The sequence below is a fragment of the Neptunicoccus cionae genome, assembly GCF_014643735.1.
GTDB lineage: Bacteria > Pseudomonadota > Alphaproteobacteria > Rhodobacterales > Rhodobacteraceae > Amylibacter > Amylibacter cionae.
Window position 1 is genome coordinate 629,746 of the sequence record NZ_BMKA01000001.1, and the last position, 22,204, is coordinate 651,949.

The 22,204-nt window shown below is 56.3% G+C and carries 22 protein-coding genes; 6 read left to right on the plus strand and 16 right to left on the minus strand.

Going from position 1 to position 22,204, the window contains the following annotated elements; translation table 11 throughout:
- Positions 1-80 precede the first annotated feature (80 nt).
- Positions 81-1,022: a thioredoxin-disulfide reductase gene (gene trxB, locus IEX10_RS02785; protein WP_188670688.1), complete on the minus strand. Its 942-nt coding sequence runs from the start codon at positions 1,020-1,022 to the stop codon at positions 81-83.
- Between the two features lie 202 nt (positions 1,023-1,224).
- Between trxB and IEX10_RS02790 the strand changes: the two genes are divergently transcribed.
- A complete protein-coding gene (locus IEX10_RS02790) occupies positions 1,225-1,722 on the plus strand; it encodes an Lrp/AsnC family transcriptional regulator (protein ID WP_188670690.1) in 498 nt (165 codons plus the stop codon).
- Positions 1,723-2,172: 450 nt separating this feature from the next.
- Here IEX10_RS02790 and pgeF read toward each other — a convergent pair whose 3' ends face one another.
- Genes pgeF through lgt form a run of 3 tightly spaced genes read right to left on the minus strand, consistent with a single transcriptional unit; the run spans position 2,173 to position 4,873 of the window.
- Positions 2,173-2,931: a peptidoglycan editing factor PgeF gene (pgeF, locus tag IEX10_RS02795; protein ID WP_188670692.1), complete on the minus strand. Its 759-nt coding sequence runs from the start codon at positions 2,929-2,931 to the stop codon at positions 2,173-2,175.
- Between the two features lie 2 nt (positions 2,932-2,933).
- Entirely contained in the window at positions 2,934-3,983 is a 1,050-nt protein-coding gene (locus IEX10_RS02800; protein WP_188670694.1) for a class I SAM-dependent methyltransferase, read from the minus strand.
- Entirely contained in the window at positions 3,980-4,873 is an 894-nt protein-coding gene (lgt, locus tag IEX10_RS02805) for a prolipoprotein diacylglyceryl transferase (protein ID WP_188670696.1), read from the minus strand. Before lgt ends, IEX10_RS02800 begins: the two co-directional genes overlap by 4 nt.
- A 121-nt stretch (positions 4,874-4,994) precedes the next feature.
- Here lgt and IEX10_RS02810 point away from each other — a divergent pair, with 121 nt between their 5' ends.
- Together IEX10_RS02810 and IEX10_RS02815 are read left to right on the plus strand one after the other, a co-directional pair.
- Positions 4,995-5,276, plus strand: a complete 282-nt coding sequence (locus tag IEX10_RS02810) for an accessory factor UbiK family protein (RefSeq protein ID WP_188670697.1) — start codon at positions 4,995-4,997, stop codon at positions 5,274-5,276.
- A gap of 118 nt (positions 5,277-5,394) precedes the next feature.
- Complete coding sequence (locus IEX10_RS02815; RefSeq protein WP_188670700.1) at positions 5,395-6,300, plus strand: EamA family transporter; 906 nt, start codon at positions 5,395-5,397, stop codon at positions 6,298-6,300.
- An 11-nt stretch (positions 6,301-6,311) separates the two neighbouring features.
- Here IEX10_RS02815 and IEX10_RS02820 read toward each other — a convergent pair whose 3' ends face one another.
- The 12 genes from IEX10_RS02820 to IEX10_RS02875 form a co-directional block, all read right to left on the minus strand.
- The gene (locus IEX10_RS02820; RefSeq protein ID WP_188670702.1) at positions 6,312-7,103 is read right to left on the minus strand and encodes a LytTR family DNA-binding domain-containing protein; all 792 of its coding nucleotides are present in this window, start codon (positions 7,101-7,103) and stop codon (positions 6,312-6,314) included.
- 596 nt (positions 7,104-7,699) lie between these two features.
- On the minus strand, positions 7,700-8,584 hold the full coding sequence (locus IEX10_RS02825; RefSeq protein ID WP_188670704.1) for a dimethyl sulfoxide reductase anchor subunit family protein: 885 nt from the start codon (positions 8,582-8,584) through the stop codon (positions 7,700-7,702).
- On the minus strand, positions 8,584-9,375 hold the full coding sequence (locus IEX10_RS02830) for a 4Fe-4S dicluster domain-containing protein (RefSeq protein ID WP_188670706.1): 792 nt from the start codon (positions 9,373-9,375) through the stop codon (positions 8,584-8,586). The genes IEX10_RS02825 and IEX10_RS02830 overlap by 1 nt, the downstream gene beginning before the upstream one ends.
- The gene (locus tag IEX10_RS02835) at positions 9,372-10,205 is read right to left on the minus strand and encodes an alpha/beta fold hydrolase (RefSeq protein WP_188670709.1); all 834 of its coding nucleotides are present in this window, start codon (positions 10,203-10,205) and stop codon (positions 9,372-9,374) included. The genes IEX10_RS02830 and IEX10_RS02835 overlap by 4 nt, the downstream gene beginning before the upstream one ends.
- Positions 10,205-13,039, minus strand: a complete 2,835-nt coding sequence (locus IEX10_RS02840) for a molybdopterin oxidoreductase family protein (protein ID WP_188670711.1) — start codon at positions 13,037-13,039, stop codon at positions 10,205-10,207. The genes IEX10_RS02835 and IEX10_RS02840 overlap by 1 nt, the downstream gene beginning before the upstream one ends.
- Before the next feature lie 72 nt (positions 13,040-13,111).
- On the minus strand, positions 13,112-14,050 hold the full coding sequence (locus tag IEX10_RS02845; protein ID WP_188670713.1) for a bifunctional enoyl-CoA hydratase/phosphate acetyltransferase: 939 nt from the start codon (positions 14,048-14,050) through the stop codon (positions 13,112-13,114).
- Between the two features lie 140 nt (positions 14,051-14,190).
- A complete protein-coding gene (locus IEX10_RS02850) occupies positions 14,191-15,519 on the minus strand; it encodes an ABC transporter permease (protein ID WP_188670715.1) in 1,329 nt (442 codons plus the stop codon).
- The gene (locus IEX10_RS02855; RefSeq protein WP_188670717.1) at positions 15,519-16,322 is read right to left on the minus strand and encodes a taurine ABC transporter ATP-binding protein; all 804 of its coding nucleotides are present in this window, start codon (positions 16,320-16,322) and stop codon (positions 15,519-15,521) included. The genes IEX10_RS02850 and IEX10_RS02855 overlap by 1 nt, the downstream gene beginning before the upstream one ends.
- Positions 16,323-16,423: 101 nt before the next feature.
- Entirely contained in the window at positions 16,424-17,431 is a 1,008-nt protein-coding gene (locus tag IEX10_RS02860) for a taurine ABC transporter substrate-binding protein (protein WP_188670718.1), read from the minus strand.
- Positions 17,432-17,614: 183 nt separating this feature from the next.
- On the minus strand, positions 17,615-19,075 hold the full coding sequence (pdxR, locus tag IEX10_RS02865; protein WP_188670720.1) for a MocR-like pyridoxine biosynthesis transcription factor PdxR: 1,461 nt from the start codon (positions 19,073-19,075) through the stop codon (positions 17,615-17,617).
- Positions 19,076-19,129: 54 nt separating this feature from the next.
- Positions 19,130-19,810 (minus strand): NUDIX hydrolase, encoded by a 681-nt coding sequence (locus tag IEX10_RS02870; protein WP_188670722.1) that lies wholly within the window; start codon positions 19,808-19,810, stop codon positions 19,130-19,132.
- 61 nt (positions 19,811-19,871) lie between these two features.
- Positions 19,872-20,291: a DUF983 domain-containing protein gene (locus tag IEX10_RS02875; protein ID WP_188671600.1), complete on the minus strand. Its 420-nt coding sequence runs from the start codon at positions 20,289-20,291 to the stop codon at positions 19,872-19,874.
- A 218-nt stretch (positions 20,292-20,509) separates the two neighbouring features.
- Here IEX10_RS02875 and IEX10_RS02880 point away from each other — a divergent pair, with 218 nt between their 5' ends.
- The 3 genes from IEX10_RS02880 (at position 20,510) to IEX10_RS02890 (ending at position 22,202) form a co-directional block, all read left to right on the plus strand.
- A complete protein-coding gene (locus tag IEX10_RS02880; RefSeq protein WP_188670724.1) occupies positions 20,510-21,139 on the plus strand; it encodes an EF-hand domain-containing protein in 630 nt (209 codons plus the stop codon).
- Between the two features lie 76 nt (positions 21,140-21,215).
- Complete coding sequence (locus IEX10_RS02885; protein ID WP_188670726.1) at positions 21,216-21,806, plus strand: RNA polymerase sigma factor; 591 nt, start codon at positions 21,216-21,218, stop codon at positions 21,804-21,806.
- On the plus strand, positions 21,807-22,202 hold the full coding sequence (locus IEX10_RS02890; RefSeq protein ID WP_188670728.1) for a hypothetical protein: 396 nt from the start codon (positions 21,807-21,809) through the stop codon (positions 22,200-22,202). It abuts the gene before it with no gap.
- The last annotated feature ends 2 nt before the right edge of the window (positions 22,203-22,204 follow it).

Below are 22,204 nucleotides of genomic sequence, written 5' to 3' on the forward strand. Positions count from 1 at the left end.
GCCACAGGGATGAAGGACAAAACGCAAAAGCCCCGACGGTTCGCATCGGGGCTTTTCCAATCTCACAGCTGAAAGCCGCTTTATTCGTTTTCGGCCAGAAATCGTTCAGCTTCCAGTGCGGCCATGCAACCCATTCCGGCGCTGGTGACAGCTTGGCGGTATTGGTGATCGGTCAGATCGCCTGCCGCGAACACGCCCGGAATAGACGTAGCAGTGCTATCAGGTTTGGTTTTCACATAACCGCCCATGTGGGTTTCCAACTGATCCACCACCAATTCGCTAGCTGGGGCGTGGCCGATGGCAACGAAAACACCTTTGCAGGGGATTTCAGTGATTTCACCGGTTTTCGTGTGTTTAACCTTAACGCCTTCAACGCCAAGCGGATCTTCGGTGCCGGTGACTTCTACCAGTTCATGGAACCACAGAGGTTCGATCTTGGGGTTCTTTTCCAGACGGTCGATCAGGATTTTTTCTGCGCGGAGTTCATCGCGGCGGTGAATCAATGTGACCTTGCTGGCGAAATTGGTCAGGAACAGCGCTTCTTCAACAGCGGTGTTGCCGCCGCCGATCACAACGATTTCCTGTCCACGGTAGAAGAAACCGTCACAAGTGGCGCAGGCCGATACGCCAAAACCTTTGAACTTTTCCTCTGTTGGCAAGCCAAGCCATTTGGCCCGCGCGCCCGTTGCCAGAATAACCGCATCGGCCGTGTAGGTGGTGCCGCTGTCGCCTGCCGCTGTGAAAGGACGTTTGGACAGATCCAGATCGTTAATGATGTCGCCGACGATTTCACAGCCCATTGCCTTGGCGTGCGCTTCCATACGGATCATCAGGTCGGGGCCTTGGACTTCGGTGTCGCCGGGCCAGTTTTCGACTTCGGTTGTGGTGGTAAGCTGGCCGCCTGGCTCTATGCCTTGCACCAGAAGTGGTTCGACCATGGCGCGGGCACCGTAAACGCCGGCGGTATAGCCGGCAGGGCCGGAGCCGATGATCAACAGGCGGGTGTGGCGGGTCTCTGACATGGGGAATCTCCGGTCCGTCTTTAAGGTTTTGCCTTATATAAGGACGCAAAGGTCTAAGGGAAAGCAGAGGATTGTCACGCTGTTGCGATTGCCCAAAGACTGGGGTAGGTGGCGGCCACGGAAATAATATTGCGCAGCTGCGAAATATTATTGCGCAGCAGATGCGTTCTGCGTAATTTGCCGCGACGGCTGTGGAGATATTATGCCTACAATCAAACTAGATCCCATTGATCGCAAAATTCTGGCCGAGTTGCAAAACGACGGGCGCATGACGAATGTGGAACTGGCCAAACGGGTCGGCATTTCCGCGCCCCCCTGTCTTCGCCGTGTGCGCACGTTGGAAGAAAGCGGCTTTATTCGCGGGTACCACGCCGAAGTGGACGAACGGGTGCTGGGGTTTGAAGTTAAGGTCTTCGCTATGGTCGGTCTGCATTCCCAAGCAGAAGCCGATCTAAGCGCGTTTGAAGCCCAGTGCCGCGAATGGCCGTTGGTGCGGGAATGTCATATGTTGAACGGGGAAACGGATTTTGTTCTGAAATGCATGGCGCCGGATCTGACGACGTTTCAGACTTTTTTAACTAACCATCTGACGGCTGCTGAAAATGTGGCGAGCGTGAAGACTTCGCTGGTGATCCGGGGGGCCAAGGATGAGCCCGGCGTGCCGTTCAGCATTCTGGAAGCACGCTCGGTCGACGACTAAGCCGCGTTTGCGGGACATTCGAACAGTTTTATAAAAAAAAGCCCCCGCCACTAGGGCAGGGGTAGCTTTCAGGTGGACGTGCACCGTCGTCCTGAGGGAATGCTGCTGCGGTTCACCCGCGTTTAGCTGGCTGCTTTCAGCTTTTCTTTCTGGGACATTTCGGCTGATTCTTTGAGAACCCATTTCATCCAGCGATTGTTCTTTTTCATCTGTCTTACTCCAAGAGAGTTTCTGTTCCGTTAAGACAGTTTTACCGGTGGATTGCGCCGTAAACTGTGCTGGAAAAAGGTGCTTTTGTGGAGATTGCCCCAAATAGACTAAAGAATGTGGCAAGCTTGCGGTATCGTTCAGTCAATTGAAATAGTTTGATTTTTTACGATTTCCCATCGCATGGGGCGCTTCAAATGTGACGAAATACGACCCCGATCAGACACATTTTCTGATGTTTCGCTACAATATGATGGTTGAAATCAAGCGCCCGTAATCCGCTTCTTTGCGGTGGGTGGCGCGGCGGTAGGAATAAAAGCGATTCTCGTCGAGATAGGTACAGTGCCCGATCCAATGGGCCTCGGCCAATCCGGTTGCGCGCAGTTGATGCAGGCAAAAGCCGGGTAGATCGAACAAATAGCGATCCTCGGTGCCGTTGGTGAAAAAACGGGTGAACTCTGGGTCTTCGTCCATGAACTGTTCAAAGAACTCCGGTCCGACCTCATAACTGCGCTGGCTGATGCAGGGGCCGATGCTGGCCTTGATGTCTTCGCGCCGCGCGCCAAGGTTGACCATTGCGTCCACGGTGCCAGAGATCACGCCCCCGATGGCGCCTTTCCATCCGGAATGGGCCGCGCCGATCACACCTGCATTTGCATCGGCAAACAGGATTGGCGCACAGTCTGCGGCCAGCACGGACAGGCCAATATCTTTACAATTTGTTACCAGCGCATCGGCTTCCGGACGCTCCGCCGCGGTGCCTTCTGTCACCACATGCACCCTGTCGGAGTGGATCTGGTGAACGCCCGCCAGCAAATCGTTCGTCGTGCCCATCGCCTTGGCCACCATTTTGCGGTTCAAAGTAACCACTTCGCGTTGGTCACTGGACCCGAGCCCGCAGTTCAGGCCGCTGAAAACACCCGAAGACGCCCCGCCGCGACGGGTGAAAAAGCCGTGGCGTACGGGGGCGAGGGTATCAGAAGTCAGAATTTCCAATGTCATGCTTAAAACCCCGCCGGTGTTGGCCCGCCCGTCGGCAGGATTGCCATTACCTTGAATAACTCGCCCATTTCATCGGGATGCGTCAAGCGGTGATGGGCGGCGATGTGGTTTTCCAGTTTTTCACCGCTCATTTTCTGTGCCAGTGCCTGCGCGCGCGTGGTTATGCCTAGGCGTTCCAAAAACGCGCCTTGCGGGACGGGGCCGCAAATATCTGCCGTGCGGATCGACTCTTGCAAGGCGGCAAAATTCACATGGGCTGTCAGATCCGCCTGACCGGGCGTGCTAAGAGGATCGACTTTTTCATGTCCCCGCAGCGCCTGCAAAGTGTCGCCGCCCCCCGATCCGCCGTAATCGACAACCAGCGCACAGCCGCCGTGCCGCACGATGACGCTTGCGATGTCCTGCACAACGGCATTCGCGGCGGGGCAAAGCTCTAGTATTGTGCCTTCGGGCGCGTCTTGGGGCAGTTCGCTTTTCACCGCTCCGGCGGGGCGGCGGCCAAAGCATAATTGCCCGTCCTGATTGCCAACCACCTGTTCGTCCCAGCCGGTTTTCGTGGCAATGAACTGGTTAATGGGCAGACAATCGAGAAACTCGTTCGCGATAAGAAACAAGGGCAGGGCGGGCAGATCGGTGGTGCTGTTGATCCATTGCGGATCGTGGGTTGCCAGACGCTCCGCCTGTTGCGTTTTAAGGTGGGGGTTAACCTCACACAGGTGCAACTGCGCGGCTTGGTGAAACCCCGGAACAGATTGCGTTGCCCGCAGGATGTCCTCCATCAGCTGTCCCGATCCGGGGCCAAGCTCGGCGAGACAAAACGGGTCAGGCGCCCCCTGATCAAGCCAGTTTTGCGCCAGACACAGACCAATCATTTCACCAAACATCTGGCTGATTTCAGGGGCGGTGACGAAATCTCCGTCACGCCCCAGCGGTTTGGCCTGTGTGTAATAGCCGTGGTCGGGGTGATAAAGACACTGGGTCATAAACTCGGAAATGCTAAGCGTGCCGAGCCGCCCGATCTGGCGCAGCAGGATGTCGTTCAGTGCAGTCATTTGCGGCGTACATAAATCAGAAGGGCGAGACCAAAAGCAACCATCGGCAGGGACAAAAGCTGCCCCATTGTCAGGCCAAAGCTGTCAGGGTTTTCCCCAAATCGCAGCACATGCCCCCACGGGTTTGAGAAATCGGTGAACTGGGAATCGCCCTGCCGGAAGAACTCCACCACAAAACGCGAGAGACCGTACCCCATGAAAAACAGCGCGGTCAAAGCGCCGGGCGTTTTCAGCCAACCACGACGGTAGGCAAGATAGCCGAGCAGTAGGAAAAGCACGACGCCTTCCAGTATCGCCTCGTACAATTGGGAAGGGTGGCGCGCGCAGACTGCTTCGGCCCAGCCGACGGGACAGTCCGGTGTATTTGGAAAGACCACGCCCCAAGGCGCTGTTGTCGGGCGGCCCCAAAGTTCACCGTTGATAAAGTTGGCAACCCGCCCGAGGCCAAGCCCGATAGGCACCCCGATAGCCAGAATATCCCCTAAGGAAAACACTGAAATCAGATGCTTGCGGGCGTAAAGTAAAGTCGCCACCACAACGCCGGCAAAGCCGCCGTGAAAGGACATGCCGCCTTCCCAGACGCGCAGCACCATCATCGGATCATCCAGATAGGCTCCTTTGGAGTAGAACAGCACATAGCCCAACCGCCCGCCGAGTATCACGCCGATGATCGCCCAAGTCAGGAAATCTTCGGTATGTTTCGGGGTCATCGGCGGGGTGTTATCCTGCCAAAGATGCTCTCGCCGCAGAGCGCGGTTGGCCCAGCCCCACGCCAGCAGAAAGCCTGCGATATAGGCCAGCGCATACCAGCGGATCGCAAGGGTGAAGCCCATAATATCAAAAGAGATCAGAACCGGATCGATGTCGGGGAAGGGTAGTGCTGCTATCATCGGAATGCCTTTTTTCCGGCCCGCAATCGGGGCGAAGGGTCGCGTTACGCTTTTGGGGCTTTGCTTTTGCCCGTTTCGACCCCATATAACGATGAAACACAGCAATGATAAGGGGGCCGCCATGCAGACCCGTAACAAACTGTTCGAAGATCTGAGCCAAGTGATGACAAACGCGATGGGCGTGGCCCAAGGCGCGCGCACCGAGGCGGAAACTGCCATGAAAAGCTGGATGGACCGCTGGCTGGCCGATCGCGATTTTGTGAGCCGTGAAGAGTTCGACGCCGTGCGTCTGATGGCCCAGAAAGCGCGTGAGGAAAACGCTGCTTTGTCCGCCCGTCTGGACGCGCTGGAAGGTAAGGCTGATAAAAAGCCTGCCGCAAAGAAAACTACTGCTAAGAAGTAAGGTAGTTTCGGGCTAATTGCTCCGGTCTGCCGTCATTTGCGGCGGCACATGTTTGCGATTGGCTCTCGACCTATCCGCAGGGGCGTGGTTTTTAGGATCAAAGCGAAAGACTTGATCTATGGACCTCTGGATTCCCATCAGCATCGGCGCAGCGTTCAGTCAGAACCTGCGCTTTATGCTGCAAAAACATCTCAAAGCCACAGGGCTGAGCACGGCAGGCGCAACATTCGCGCGGTTCCTGTTTGCCGCCCCGCTTGCCGCTGCCTTGTTGTGGGTGCTGGTCCGCGCAAACGGCTGGAGCCTACCTGCGCTGTCTCCCCGTTTCTTTCTGTTTGCGGGCATCGGCGGGTTGGCGCAAATTCTGGCAACGATGTGCGTGGTTGCGCTGTTTTCCCGCCGCAACTTTGCCGTTGGTATCACCTTCAAGAAAACCGAAACGATTCAGACCGCATTGATCGGTGTCATCGTGCTGGGGGAGGGGATTTCCGGCTATGGGCTATTGGCCATTCTGATCGGGCTGGTTGGTGTGATCCTGCTGTCCGACCCGCCAGAGCGGCAGGGACGCGGCGGGTGGCGGCGATATTTTAACGGTGCTGCGGGGCTGGGACTGGCTTCTGGCGCGCTGTTTGGTGTTTCTGCCATCGGGTATCGTGGTGCTTCCCTGTCGCTGGGGGAGGCGCATTTCCTGTTGCGTTCGGTCTTTACGCTGATGTGTGTGACCACCTTCCAAACCGTGATCATGGCGGTTTGGCTTTCCCTTCGCGAAAAGGGAGAGATTGCCAAAGTCCTGCATCACTGGCGGATTACAGCACTTGTAGGACTGTCCGGCATGATCGGATCGCTTGGCTGGTTCACCGCCTTCACGTTGCAAAATGCGGCCTATGTAAAGGCGCTGGGGCAGGTGGAGTTGATCTTTTCCTTCCTTGCCTCTGCGCTATTCTTCAAAGAGACGACGACCTTGCGGGAATTATCCGGCATCGGATTTGTCGTGTTGTCGATCCTTGTGCTCGTCTTGTTCCTGTAACGGCACGGCCGCTAGATCATCCCCACGGCCCGCAGTTCGGGGCGATAGCTGCGGGACACCGGCACATCGGCCCCGTCTGACATGCGCAACCAAACCTTACGGTCCCGCTTGATCACGCCGGTGACTTCGTTGAAATTCACCCAGTGAGAGCGATGAACCTGCGAGCCGTCAAAGCTCTCTAGCATTTGGGTTGCATCGGACAGGCGCATCAGCAGCAGCTTTGGCCCTTTCTCGGTATGCACCTCAACGTAGTGGTCGGCACTTTGCATCCGCACCAGTTTGCTGCCTGCGTCCGGTCCCAGCTTGCGCAGGATCAATCGCGCGGCCTGTGCGCTGCTTCCGTGGCTGAATTGATCGCGTACGATATTACTGCCGCGAATGATGAAGAAAAACACCGGCATCAGGAAGATGCCCACCATCATATTTAACATATACCAGCGCAGATCCGCACGAGACAGCACAGATCCCGAAATATCCACCGCAATCAACGCCAGCCCAAGGCTCAACGCGCCGACAACAACACAGATCAGCGAAAGCGCCGCGATTCGCTTAACGACCGGGCTGTCGGGATAGATCCGCGTCAGTGTCAGAAAACCCAGTCGATACAATGGGTAAACGATCAAAATGCACATCAGGATCACAGCGATATTTTTAAGGGACACCGGTGATTGCGACGTCAGCATCGGGGGCAGGGCGTTCAATACAATCAACACAGTATAGAGACAGCTTGCCAACCACATGACAGCGGGTAGCGCATGCAGCACATTTCTGTCCCGACCGGAAAAAATGATGTGAATATTCATGGATCTGCCCGTTTTATTGGGATTTTCGTGGATTGCACCATGATGAGAGAGGAATCAGGCGGAAATGTGTCAGGCGCGGGGCGGTGCTGTGTTCAGTCCGTGTCTGTCATTAGACGCTTCGTGAATGGTGCAGGGTCAAAGTTGGGTGTACATTTCGCGAAGCGCCAATTTGAATTTTAAAAAGTGGTGTGCATTTGGCGAATAATATGTGTCATTTCGCGAATAGGGGCTGGAAAACAAGGGGTTTTGAAGCGATAAACATTCTCGACTTCAGGGCGCAAGCCGCCCACCTCCAGGTCAGTCAGGTGCACCGCACCGGTTGTGATAAAAAGGCCCCGTTTCACTGACAGCGGCCACATTGCCACAACGCGCATCGCTAAGGCAGCACGCTCGTCCCGTGCATCCCCTGCGATACTGACGAAAAAAGACGCTCCCGGACATTGCCTCCTGGGAGCGTTTTTTTATGCCTGATAGCGATCGGATTGCATTCCGCTGTGGCAGCGGCATAGCACGCGGCCAGCGGCGCTGTGGGCAAAGAAAAGGCCCGGGGCGACGTTCGCCTCCGGGCCGGTGTTTCGCGCCGCTGTAGGTGTGGTTCAGGCGGCTCTGTGACGGTCGTAATAGAGCGCTTGTACATGCTCTGCCTCGGCGAAGAACAGCCAGCGGGCGGCAAAGACCCCCACCAGATGCAGGACGATGGCGAGAAGGGCGCTCAGGTGGCCGGGGGCGGTCAGCAGTAGCAGGGCGCAGGGCAGGACGCCAAGGCACAACAGCGCGATCACACGCAGCTTCAACGCATGTTTACGCCCGACTTCATGGGCCATCTCGCGCAGCAGATAATTGGTGCCGCTGTGCGGGCTTTCCAACAGGCGGACCTTGCCAAGATGGCCAAGCCCTGTCGCAGCCTCAATGGTACCACCAGCGGCCTTCAGACGGCCATCGCCGATGGTCCAGTGTGCGTATTGCAGGATTGCAAGGATCACCATCAGACCAGCGGCGAGATAAACCTGACCGGACAGCAGCGCGCCGCCAGTAAGGGCGTAGACCAGAAACAGAACAGGCGTGAGCGGCTGGTTCCAGCGGGGCACCGTCTTTAACTGTCCGTAAATCATTGAGGTGCAATATACCGATATCAGGCTGAGAATCGAACCGATGATCCCGACAACAGGCAAGCGGAGGTCCAGAAAAATCAGACAGGCGGCATAGATGCCCATGACGCATAGCGACAGAACCGCGAACACGCCTTCACGGGAGAGCCAGCTGGTGCGCCACTGGGTGAATGCTTTGAGTGCGCGTTGCGGATTTCCAAGGTGGAAGGTGGACGCGATCAACCCGCCTACGGCCAGTGCATAGGCGATGAAGAAGAAGATGAAGGCGGTCATGCCGGTTACGTCGGGGACGTTTACCCCCAAAAAGGCGAGCAATCCAAAGCCAAGCCCTGAAAGCGCGGTGAAGACAATAACGGATGGTGCGGGATGCATCAGATAGCCTCCAGTGCTTTGTCGAGCCAGCCCAAAAGGCCCTTGGCAGAAGTCGAAGTGGATCCTGTGGAAGAACCGGATTTTCCGGCACTTCCGGTATCAAGGAATGGTGCGAGAATATCGATGTCTCCGTCTGTCTGGATATCTGCCTTCGGACGGGGCGGCAGGTAGCGGTTCACAGGATTGGTGCCCTGTTCGGGGAACAAGGGAACTGCGCCCCGTTCTGCGGACATGCGGGATACGTTGCTGTCGGGATCGGCAAAATCGCCAAAGTGACGGGCGTTTGCGGGGCATGTACGCACGCAGGCCGGTTCGCGGTCCACTTCGGGCAGGTTTTCGTTATAGATGCGGTCGACACAAAGGGTGCATTTCTTCATTACCCCTTCAGCGGCATCCAACTCCCGCGCGCCGTACGGGCAGGCCCAGGCACACAGGCCACAGCCGATGCAGTCGGACTCGTTCACCAGAACGATCCCGTCGTCCACGCGCTTGTAACTCGCACCGGTTGGGCAAACAGTGACACAAGGCGCATCATCGCAGTGCAGGCAGGATTTAGGAAAGTGAACGGTTTGGGCCGGCTTGTCGGCGGCTTTTACCTCAAACGTATGAATGCGGTTCAGAAATGTTCCGACCGGCTCTGCGCCATAGGCATCCTGATCTGACAGGGGCGCACCATAGTTGGAGGTGTTCCATTCCTTGCAGTTGATCACGCAGGCATGGCAGCCAACGCAAATGTCCAGATCAATGGCAAGGCCCAGTTTCTTGTGGGTGGATTGGGGTAGGGTGGTCATTGTGAAACTCCAAGGGCGTTTGCTGCAAAGGCGGCAATCTCGTCGTTGAAACGGGCCGGATGTTCGGCAAAGGGCGCGTGTCCGGTTTCGGCATAAAATGTTTGGGTGCAGTTTGGCAGTGCCTCAACCGCGGCTTCCCCAACGGCGGGCAAAACGATGTCGTCCTCTTCGCCGTGAATCACGAGCGAGGGTTTTGTAAAGGCCTGCCAGCTTGGCCGGCAGTCCCAATCGCCCGCAAATAGAGCGCGGCGCACCATCGCGGGCACCAGCATATTGGCCGCAACCAGCGTCGCATAACTTGCCCGATCAAGCGGTCTGAATGTGCATTGTTCGACGAATTTAACAGTCGCGGGGATAAGGCGGTTCTGATCGGAGGTGTAAAGATCACGGTTCAACGCGGGGCTGCCGTCCCCCATCATCCACGGCTCTCGGTGTTTGCCGATGGCAATGATACCCCCCACAAGAACGATGCCGCCAATAGCGTACTGCCCGTATGTGGCAAGATACGAAGAGATCACCCGTGCACCATAGGACCAGCCGATCAGGATCGGGCTTTTGAGGCCAAGTTCGGTGATCACCGCATAGATGTCATTGGCCCAGAGCGTTTCGTCGGTGTAATCTTCGACCGCTGAAGGCGTATCCGATCCGCCGTGCCCCCGCAGGTCGAGCGCGACAACGCGGAATTTTTCAGCCAGGGGTGCTTGGGCCTGCCAGCAGACATTATGCTGTGCCCAACCGTGGATGAACAACAGGGCGGGCGCGTCCTCTGGCCCTTGGTCCGTCACATGAATTTTGCAGCCACCGCCGCCGGAGACATCGTGGGTGCGCATCAGAAGTCTTTCCCGTAGCGGATGTTTTTCGGTCCTTGACCCACAGGAGATTTCTGCGCCGGAACCTCTGGTTCGGATTGCAGGTTGTCCGGTGTCGGGGCCTTGCGAATATTAACGCGCAGGTCATACCACGCGGCCTGTCCTGTCACGGGATCAGAGTTTGACCAGCGCAGACCATCGCCTTTAGGTGGTAGAAGTTCGTGGATCAAGTGATTGAGCAAGAACCCTTTTTTCGTCTCAGGCGCATCTTCATCCAGCGCCCATGCACCTTTGCGTTTGCCAATGGCGTTCCATGTCCAGACGGTGTTGGGGTTCAGCGCATCCATACGCACCACGGGCACCTGAATTTCGCCGTGATGAGATTTGAGATAGGCCCAATCGCCTTCTTCGAACCCGTGCTCGGCCCAGATTTCACCGGACACATACAGAGGGTTGTGGCCGTGGATCTGACGTAGCCACGCATTTTGCGAACCCCATGAATGGTACATGGCCGCAGGGCGTTGGGTCAGCGCGTGAAGGGGGTATTCTTCCCCGTCCACCAGCGCTTCCTCAAAGGGTTGCCACCATGTGGGCAGCGGGTCCATCGCCATTTTCAACTGTTCGCGCAGATGATCGGGTGGCTGCAATTCGCCTTTCCCTTCCGCTGCCAGACGGAATTTCTGCATCTGCTCTACATAGATGTTGAACGTGTAGGGGGAGGGTTTGTCAAAAATGCCCCGCTCCACCGCCCAGTCCTGATAGGCTTTGTTCCACGGCTTGTAGAACAGCGCCTCTTCGGGGATGTGGTCCATATAAAAGCCGCCGTTTTCGATGTAGCGGTCGATTTGATCAGGATTTGGCGCACCCCGACCGGAGCCTTTTTCATCTTCTCCCCGCCAACCTGCGAGCGGTCCGACACCGGGGCGGCGTTCATGGTTAACGATGTAATCGGCGTAATCCTGATATTTGGCGGAACCGTCCTCGTTTAAAAAACCGGGCAGTTTCATCTTGGCGCCAAGCTGGATCAGGGCGGATTGGAACCCGCGCACATCGCGGTCCGGTTCCACGACGGGCCAGCGGATGCTGTCGCACATGGCTTCAGCCTCTGATATCGGGCGGTCCAGCAGGGAAATACAATCGTGCCGTTCAAGGTAAGTGGTGTCCGGCAGGATCAGATCGGAAAATGCCACCATTTCAGAGGAATAGGCGTCCGAATAAATAATCCGTGGAATGACGTATTCACCATCCTCGGTCTTATCCGTCAGCATATCCATCACACCACGAGAGTTCATGGAGGAATTCCACGACATGTTCGCCATATACATGAACAGCGTGTCGATCTTGTAGGGATCACCGGCATGGGCGTTAGAAATCACCATGTGCATCATACCGTGGGCCGACATGGGGTTTTCCCACGTAAACGCTTTGTCAATCCGCGCCGGTGTGCCATTTGCCTTGATCGCAAGGTCTTCAGGGCCTTGCGGGAAGCCCAGATGCGGCCCGTTCAGCGGGCTGTTGGCCACGGGTTTGGCATGGGGGCGCGGGTGGCCCGTTACGGGTTTGGGGTAGGGTGGTTTAAAGCGAAAGCCGCCCGGAACCTCGACACTGCCTAGCAGGATTTGCAACACGTGCAGGGCGCGGCAAGTCTGGAAGCCGTTGGAATGGGCTGAAATTCCGCGCATGGCGTGGAAGGCCACGGGGCGACCGATCATCTTGTCGTGTTTCTCGCCTCGGAAATCGGTCCACGGTTGGTTAATGACGATTTCTTCGTCAAATGCGGTGCGGGCCAGTTCGGCGGCCAGACGCCGGATAGTTTCGGGTTTGACGCCGGTACGTTCCGATACGTTTTCCGGCGCGTAATCATCCACCAGATATTTTTCCGCCATCAACTGGAACGCGGGCCGATAAAGCGTGCCTTTATGGGTGTAATCCGTGGCGAGTTCCGGTTTCACCCCTTGCTGGTCAAAGGGCAATGGCTCGCCAGTGGCACGGTCGAGCACCTGCGGTTTGCCGTCGTTATCATAAAAGAACAGCCCGTGATCGTCCGATGCAGGGTCGCAATTCACCAGATAGGGCGCGTTAGTGTAGCGGATCAAATAGTCCAGATCCACCTTACCAGCGGCCAGCAATTCGCGGATCAGGGACAGGATGAACAACCCGTCCGTGCCCGGTGTGATACCAACCCATTCATCCGCAATCGCGTTATAGCCTGAACGCACAGGGTTCACGCCGACAATTTTGGCGCCCCGTTCCTTCAGGCGGGAGAGGCCCAGTTTGATCGGGTTGGAATCGTGATCCTCGGCTACGCCGAAGATCATGAACATTTTGGCCCGTTCCCAATCGGGTTGGCCAAATTCCCAGAATGCACCGCCCATGGTGTAGATGCCAGCGGCGGCCATATTTACCGAGCAGAACCCGCCGTGGGCGGCGTAATTCGGGGTGCCGAACTGTTGCGCCCAAAAGGATGTGAGGGATTGGGACTGATCACGTCCGGTGAAAAACGCCAGCTTTTCAGGGTGTTTTTCCCGCAGTGGGGTCATCCAGTCGGATGCGATCTGGAAGGCTTCGTCCCAACTGATTTCCTCAAACTCGCCCGAACCGCGGGGGCCGACCCGTTTCATCGGCGCTTTCAGGCGGGCAGGGGAATAATGCTGCATGATCCCCGCAGAGCCTTTGGCGCAAAGCACACCGCGGTTGATCGGGTGATCGCGGTTGCCCTCGATGTATTTCACCTTGCCGTCCTGCATATGCACATTGATGCCGCAGCGACAGGCGCACATGTAACAGGTGGTTTTGCGGATTTCGTCAGAAACCTTGGGGGAGGTATCCAGATCGGGTTGGATGTGTTTGTTCATTTTGTTCTCCGTTCCAAGTGTTATCCGGACTATTGTCCTAAAGTTCCACCGGTTATTTGGAATTTTGTTTCGTCAGGTGCGGGTCAGAATGGCCGCCAGCGCGGCAGAAGCCAGTCGAGCGGCAGGCGGATCGGCGCGGGATGTCAGCAGTACAGGCACTTTGGCGCCCATAACGACCCCCGCAGCGCAGCCACCGGACAAATAGACCAGCGATTTGAAAATTGCGTTGCCGGAAACAATATCGGGCACCACAAGGCAATCCGCCTGACCCGCCACGGGATCGTCGTCCAGTCCTTTGATTTCAGCAGCTTGAGGGGAGAGCACAAGATCCAGCGCCAGCGGGCCCGAAAAATCCGCGCCGCTGATTTCCTCTCTGGCCCAATCGCAAAGCTCAGCCGCTTCCATAGATGAGGGCACAGAGGGAATGGCGCTTTCGGTGGCCGAAAGGAACGCCACCTTTGGCCGCTCTATGCCGCGCGCACGGGCAAGTTTTACCACGGCATGAACAGCCGACTGGCGAGTTTTTAAATCCGGTGTCACATTCACTGCGGCGTCTGAAATCAGCAGCGGTGTGTCATGGTTGGGTGGGGTGATGTGAAACACATGCACCAGACGATCCGTGGTGCGCAGCCCGTTGTCCCGTGCCAGCACACCTTTCATAAACTGATCCGTATGAAGATGCCCCTTCATCAGAACATCTGCCTGACCTGACCCGCAGAGCGAAGCCGCTAGGGTCGCCGCCTCGGACTCTCCGCTGGTGTCGTGTAGAGCATACCCCGAGATGTCCCAGCCGAGTGTTTCGGCCTCTGCGCGAATGGCATCAGCTTCTCCGACGAAGACCGGCGTCATGATGCCGGCCTCTGTTGCCTCTTTCGCGGCTTGCATCGGCAGGGGCGCACCGGCCCGGGCGATTGCCACGCGGGGCGGGGTGCCTTGTGCGGCTTGTGCGATCAGGGTCGGGGGACAATCGGGCGCTGTGCTGGACAGAAATGCTGAACGTTTGCGGGTCATCGGTTTCCTCGGAGCTTGGGGTAACTATATCAGTTATAAACGGAAAATTGCTTAGGGCCAGATGTTCGCGCGGATAGGGCCAAAATGCGAAAGGCCCCGATTTCCGGGGCCTTTCAAAGTCTTGCAATCAGGCGTCGGGGTTACCCGCGACCCTTCCACGGCACCAGTTTATTCTCTGCCATGCGCATCAGAACGTCGATGCCATACCCGATCACACCGATGATAATGATGCCGATAATCACGATATCCGTCAGCGAGAACTTCGATGCAGCGATGATCATCTTACCGGCGCCTTTTTCAGCGGCAACCAGTTCAGCAGCAACAACCGTACCCCAACAAACCCCCATCGCAACCCGTGCGCCGGTAAAGATTTCAGGCAGGGAGTTGGGCAGGATCACCTTGCTCAACAACTGTCGGCGCGTTGCACCAAGGGAATAGGCGGCATGAACCTTGGAGATGTTCACCCCAGACACACCCGCGCGGGCGGCGATGGTCATAATCCAAAGCGCGGCGAGGAACAGCAGAGAGATTTTACCCTGTTCACCGATACCGAACCAGATAATAACCAGCGGGATCAGTGCAAGCGGAGGCACCGGACGCATGAACTCCACGATTGGATCAAACCAGCCGCGCAGCCATGAATTCAGCCCCATAGCAAAGCCGAGCGGGATGCCGAAAAGACAGCCAAGCGAGAAACCAATCACAACGCGGATCAGTGACCAGAACACGTTCTCCCAAAGACCAACGCCCTGATAGCCCTCTTTGTTAAGCGTGATGAACGACGACCAAACCTTTTCCGGCGGCGGCAGGTAAAGTGCCTCCATGGTTAATCCGGTGGAAGGGCGCACGGACAGCGATCCCTGTTTGGTCATGTAGATCTCACCCTTGCCAAAGGGTACTGTCTCTTCGCGGGTCACGGGGGTGCCGTTGATTTCGATGACTTCGTAACCGTCTTCTTTGCCACCTTCATCATTGTTCTGCGCCTTTAGAACCTTGGTGCGGCGTTCCACGATCTGAACGTAGTCGTTCTTGGCAAACCCTTCGCCGAGAGGCATTGATTCAGGTTTGTCGGGGCGTTCCGCATCCGATCCGTAGACCTGCACAAAGACAGTCGCTGTATCAGTGTCACCCTGTGCGTTGCGGGCGGTGTATTCAAACTCGGTCTCGCCCACAAAGGGAGGGGGCAGGACGGTCGGGATCAGCGACGATCCGGTGGCGATGCACCACAACAGAAAGATCGTCACAATCGCTGCGACAGACGCGAATCTGTTTGCGGTGACAGCGCTTTCATCCCCGAAGGTCACGGTTTTCAGGCTGGTATAGCCCTTGGCCGCGCCACGGCCGCGTGCATAGAGCCCGTGAAGATAGGATAAGCCCATGCTGACCAGAAGGAACACTGCCATGATGATAGTGATCCCCACCACCATGCGCAGGGTCGTTACGATAACGTCAAAAACTTCCTGTAGCATTATGCAGACTCCGTCCGGCCCATGATTTCTTCTTCCATGTCCCAAATCATGGACAGGATCTCATCCCGTTTCGGTCCGAAATCAGGATGGCGTTTGACCTCTCGCAGGTCGGCACCAACGCCCATTTCAGCGAAGGGCAGGTTGTATTCCTTATGAACCCGTCCCGGACGCGGCGCCATAACCAGCAGGCGTTCGCCCAGCAGCAGGGCTTCTTCAACGGAGTGGGTGATCAGGATAATGGTCTTGCCGGTCTTCTTCCAGATATCCAGAACAAGGCTTTGCATCTTCTCCCGTGTCAGCGCATCAAGCGCGCCAAGGGGTTCATCCATAAGGATAATATCGGGATCATTAGCAAGGCAACGGGCAAGGGCCACGCGTTGTTGCATGCCGCCGGACATCTCGTAGATCATCTTTTCTGCAAAATCCTGCAAACCGACAATGCCGAGCAATTCGGTCACTTTGGCGTCGATCTCTGCCTGCGGCGTGCCTTTCATCTTTGGTCCGAAGCCGATGTTTTTGGCAACATTCATCCATTCAAACAGCGCACCTTGCTGGAACACCATGCCTCTTTCGCTGTGGGGGCCGGTGATTGCGTGCCCGTTCATGGACATTGTGCCATCTGTGGGGGCTAGAAAACCTGCAAGGATGTTGAGGAGGGTGGTTTTGCCACAGCCCGAAGGCCCGAGCACAGAGAGAAGTTCGCCTTCGTTAATCTGTAAATTGATGTTCTTAAGCGCTTCGACATTGCCGCCGTTGGGCAATTCAAAGGTCATAGAAACGTCGTCGATGACCAGACCTGTCATTTAAATTCCATTCGTGAACAGAGATGTGGGTAGCGGAATAGAACCGCGGCTTGAAACAGGTGCCGCGGTTCCTTTTACCATCTAATTGACGAAATCTTCAATTATTTCATCATCATCTTTTTGGCTGCTTCCAGATAGCTGGTGTTCACAACAGCGGAGTAGTCGCTTAACGCTTTGATTTTCCCGCCTTCTTCCAGCGCAGCTGCGGAGTCTGTCAGGTATTCGGTGACAAAGCCGCCCATCCATTCTTCGGACAGTTGCTCATCGATGGTCGGGAAGGCGAAGACGTCAATGACGGCTGTTGTGCCTTCCATGTCCATACCGGCCTCTTTCTGGATCGCTTCCATCATCGGTGCGCGGTCATCGGCGTATTTTGCGTTCATTTCCGCAGTGATGGCCAGAAATTGTGCCAGAATGTCCGGATTTTCTTCGCCAAAAGCAGTCGGGATTGATGTCAGGTCAAAGACTTTGCCGACAACTTTCTCTTTTTCAGCGCCGGAAATGATGGTGTTGCCGTATTCTTTCATCGCCCGTAAGGAACCACCCCAGCCACAGGCCATTGCCAGATCGGTGTTTGGTTGGCTGAAGGCTGCAGCGGAATCAGACGGGGCCATATCGACGATGGTCAGGTCGGATTCGGCAATGCCCAGATATTTGATCTGTGCAAGAAAACCGGAATGCGCGGCTGTGCCCAGCGGAACGGCAACTTTTTTGCCTTTCAGCTCTTCAGCGGCGTTGTCCTTAGTGATTTCCAGCTCGGAACGCACAACGCAGTTGTCGTTGTCAGAATAGGACACAGCAATATCAACTGCTTGCAGGTCCTGACCGGCAGCAGTGGCAACCAGAAACGGTGTCACGCCTTGGGAATAGGAAATATGAACATCGCCCGAAGCCATTGCAGCGGACATGGCGGTGCCGGCATCAAATGCCACCCATTTAACAGGAATGCCCATTTTTTCAGAGTAAAGCTTGTTGTGCTGTGCGAACTGGTTCGGCGTCGGCCATTCCAGAAAATAGGCAACAACCAGTTCGTCCAGCGCATAAGCTGCGGAACCTGATGTGGCGGCCAGTGCAACAGCCATCGCAGTCAAAGTTTTAGTGAATTTCATAGATAGTCTCCCTGAGTGGCGGAACCTTCATAGAGATCCCGCTCCGTTAGTTTTCGGCTCAACCGCGTATCAGCGCAGACAGAACTGCTGACAGGTGGTCGAAATTTCCTAAATTAGGATAGCGCCAGTTGGCCTATTGGATGATTCCAATAAGTGAAGTGTCTCAAAACTGGGCAAAACTACCTAGAAGTTTCTTATTGTTTTCGAAATGATGGAAATCCCTTTTGGGATCATGCGGCTGTCGATTGAGGAATAGGCCAGCCGGTAGTGGTTTCTCGGGCCGTCCGGGCCTTCAAAAAAAGGTGCGCCGGGCTCTATCAACACGCCTTCAGCCTTCAGAGAGCGGGCCAGATCAATGGTATCTACGTGATCGGGCGCGCGCATCCAGAACGATGAACCACCAAAAGAGGCACTGCCAGCGACTGTCAGCTCGTGTTCTTCCAGCGCTTTGGCCATGACTTGGCGCCGCTCAAAATAGGCGTCCTTCATGCGCCGGATCAGCGCATCGTAGTGTCCAAGCGCAAGGAAATTGGCCGTGGTGCGCTGCATATGGCCGGGGGGATGCCGCAGAACGGTGGTGCGCAGGGCGCGGGCTTGCCGGATCAGGGGTTCAGAGCCCACCAGATACCCGAGACGCAACCCCGGAAACAGGGACTTTGAGAAGCTGCCCACATAAATCACCCGCCCCTCGGTATCGAGCGACTTAAGTGCTGGGGAAGGGGCATTCAGGAAGGACATCTCAAATTCATAGTCGTCCTCTACCACGATCATATCCTGCGCGCTGGCCAGCTCCAGCAGTGCGTGACGACGGGCCATTGGCATGGTGGCTGCGGTCGGGGCGTGATGGCTCGGCGTGGTGAAAACAACGTCTGTATCGAGGGGAACGAGATCGGGGATCATACCGTTTTCATCAATATCTACAGGCGCCAGCGCGCAATCCGTGTGGCGCAAAATATCCCGCACGCCCGGATAACCGGGGTTTTCAAAGGCAGCCTTACGCCCCTTGCCTAGCAGCAATTGGCCGACCATCCACAAAGCATTTTGCGCGCCCACCGTTAGCAATATCTGGTCTCGGTTCGCTTGAATCCCGCGCCTTGTGAGGGTATGACGCGCAATGAAATCAATCAGTTGGGCGTCGTCTTCTTCGGCGTAGTCCGATGTCAGGCTGTCGAACTCTTTCTTGCCCAAAGCCTGATGAGCACACAGCCGCCAGTTGGAATGGCTGAACAATTGCGGGTCGGCCTGACCGTAAATGAACGGGTAGGGGTAAGACTGCCAGTTGAAACTTTTGGCCACCATCGGTGCGCCAGTGTAGCGGCGTTGCAGGGCGGTGGACCAGTCGACCTTGTCGGTGCGATCCGCGGTCGTGCCGTCAAAGGTAGAGGTCGGCGCATCATCAGCCACAAAATACCCCGATCGGGACCGTGTCGCAAGATACCCGTCCGCAACAAGTTCCTGATAGGACAGTGTGACGGTGATCCTCGAAATACCCAGATGCTTGGCCAGTTTGCGGGACGACGGCAGGCGTTCGCCCGGCAGGAAACGGCGCGACAGGATGGCCGAAGCCACGATCTGCCGGATCTGGCTTTGCAAACTGCCTTCAAAGGCAGGGTCGAGAAAGAAAAGGTCTTCGGATAGGGCCATAACGCATGCTTAGCTGGACTTAGGCGCGCGGTAAAGTGGACTTATCGTGTGAGGCTATAGTTTCAGAAACTGAGAGCGTTCCCCGTCATGGCTGAAGAAAGGCACCGGATGCTCTCCGTCGGGCTGGTTCAGTCGGTTCTGCACCTCTGCCAGCACCACTTCGGTGATGAAAGGAAGATCGAAATCCCGCGACTTGGCAAGTGGAATCCATTGCAGATGGGATAATTCATCCTGCGCACGGCCAAAATCGTCCGGATCGTCCTGAATAAGCTCTGCGCGGCCCAGAAAAAAGCGCGCATCAAAGCGGCGGGGGCGGCCCGGAGGCGTGATCGCGCGGAAAATGAACTCTAGCCCGGTCGGATCGGGCAGACAGCCAGACAGAAAAAAGCTTTGCCAGTTGTCCGGTTGGGTGTGCGCCATTTCCGGTGCCTTATCAGAGCACTGGCCGATACGCTGGCCGGTTTCTTCCCACATCTCGCGGATCGCAGCTGCCAGAAGGGAGGGACCAAGTGACGGATCCGATTGTACCTTCAGACGCTCCATACAGGCGTTTTGCGCTGTATTGGACAGGGTGACTTCGGCATCGGTGGGATCAACCGCACCACCTGGAAAAACGAATTTATTGGGCATGAACACAGCGGCTTTGCCCCGCTGCCCCATCAGAACCTGCGGTCCCTCGTCGCTGTCGCGCACCAGAATTACCGTTGCTGCGTTCTTGATGGGAATGTCATTCATGTTCTGCGCCTGCCTTAATTGCTTGCGCACATATAAATCCCCAGCCCGCGGCCTTGTCCAGCTATTCCGCCGCGACTGGCGCAACGTCGCGGCCAAAACCGTGCATCCGCTTTGCCCATTGCAATCCAACAAAAACGCCTTTGATCCGCGGCAGCATATAAAGGGCCAAGGCTACAAACGCGACCATGAAGCCGACCGTCAGCACCAGCGCATTGGGGCGGAAGGTTTCAAACACAAACATTATCAAAGGGGCAAGCAAGTGGCCGCAAATCAGGATGGTGACATAGGCTGGTCCGTCATCTGCACGGTGGTGGTACAGCTCCTCAGAGCAGACCTCGCAGGTGTCACGCACAGTCAGATAGCCCTTCAACAACGGACCGGTGCCGCAGTTGGGGCATTTGCGCCGCCACCCGCGCAACATGGCAGGCTTTGCCTCGCGCTCTGCTACGTTCGGGTCAATGATGTGGTCGTTGTTTTCCATCGGATACCTTTGGATCAATACTATGATCATAATTTTCCATACGGTCAATTTAGAGCCATCATTTCCAAAAAGAACTGGGACAAGCTGTCTTGCGGCGGGATGTCGCAAATTTCGGGTGCGAGATATTTTTTAGAATATTGCGACGGAACCGGCGGCGTCTGTGCGTATCAAACCCGACACAACACGGTCACACTGAAAACTTAACGAAGGAAAACACGATGAAAAATTCTGTAAGATTTGGCCTCATGGGCGCTACAGCCTTGATGATCGCGCTTTCGGCAACAACACCGACTATGGCGAAACCCCGCGGCGGCATGCAGTTTGAGAGGCTGGATCTAAACAGCGACGGGTTCGTTGACAGGGCGGAATTGATCGCAGCCCGCGACGCCCGCTTTGATGCAATGGACGCCGATAAAGACGGCGCTGTTACCAAGGAAGAAGCCCAAGCACACCGCAAAGCGATGCGCGCCGAGATGAAGGCCGAACGTACCGAATCCGGTAAGGACAAAAAGGAAGGCAAAGAAGGTCGTAAGGACTGGGGCGAAAAACGCGCTGATCGCGGCCAGATGTTCGACAAGCTGGACACGGACAACAACGGCTCTTTGTCAAAAGAAGAGTTTGAAGCCGCCCAAATGCATCACGGCAAGAGAGACGGGCGCAAAGCCCACCGCGGTGATCGCATGATGGCAAAGATGGATGCCAACAAAGATGGCAAAATCACCCGTGACGAGCTGGGCACCAAAATGGCTGACCGTATGATCAAGCATCTGGACACAGATGGCGACGGCAAAATCTCCAAAGCCGAAGCAGAAGCCGGTCACGGTAAAAAGCACGGTCGCGGCGAATAAGCCACACCAACGCAATGTCCGGGCCTTTGGTCCGGGCATTGTGCCATTGCAGCGATAAAGGGTATGCCCGTGCACGATGATGCCACTTGATACCAACGACGATATCAACGACGACGCGCTTATGGTTCTGTTTGCCAATGGTGACGGGCAGGCGGCTTCTGTGCTGGCTTACCGCCACACCGGACGGGTGCTTGCGCTTGCCTTGCGGATGCTGGGCGATCAGGCAGAAGCGGAGGATGTGGCGCAGGAAGCCTTGATGCGCTTGTGGAAGATTGCTCCGGACTGGCGACAGGGGGAGGCAAAGGTTTCGACCTGGCTCTACCGCGTGGCCAGTAATCTTTGCACAGACAGGTTGCGTAAACATGCGGGCAAACGGGCGACGGAGGACATTGATAATGTTCCCGAACCCAAAGATGACACCCCCTCTATTGAGGCGGATCTGATCGCGCGGGATCGGGCAGATGCTTTGCAAGCCGCACTTCGAACCTTGCCGACGCGCCAGCGCAAAGCAGTAAGTTTGCGGTTCCTTCAGGAGTTGGCGAACCCCGAAGTGGCCGAAATAATGGAAATCTCTGTCGAAGCGGTGGAAAGTCTGCTGTCGCGGGGGAAACGCGGGCTGGCACAGGCGCTGGAGGCGCAGAGAATGGAACTGGGATTGGATACATAGATGGCACATTCAGATAAAGGCCAGGACGAAGAGATGTTGGATATGTTCTTTGATGCCGCAAAGGCGCAAGAGCCTGTGCCCGGTTCAGACCTGATGGCACGGATACTGGCCGATGCGTCGCAAGTTCAGTCCGGTTTCCAAACCGTACCTGACGCAAAACCTGTGCCCACGCCTGCACGAACGACACAAAGTATCCTGACACGAATTTTTGCAGTATTGGGCGGCTGGGCCGGTGCGTCGGCGCTGACAGCATCAATCTGCATTGGTGTGCTTTATGGGGCCACAGCCCCCGATACGGTCCGCAGCTATCTGCCCTCCTTGAACGAACAAACAGCGGAACTGGACTTTAGCTACTTGGGACTTCTGGACGAAACCGTCGCAGATCTGGAAGGGTGAAC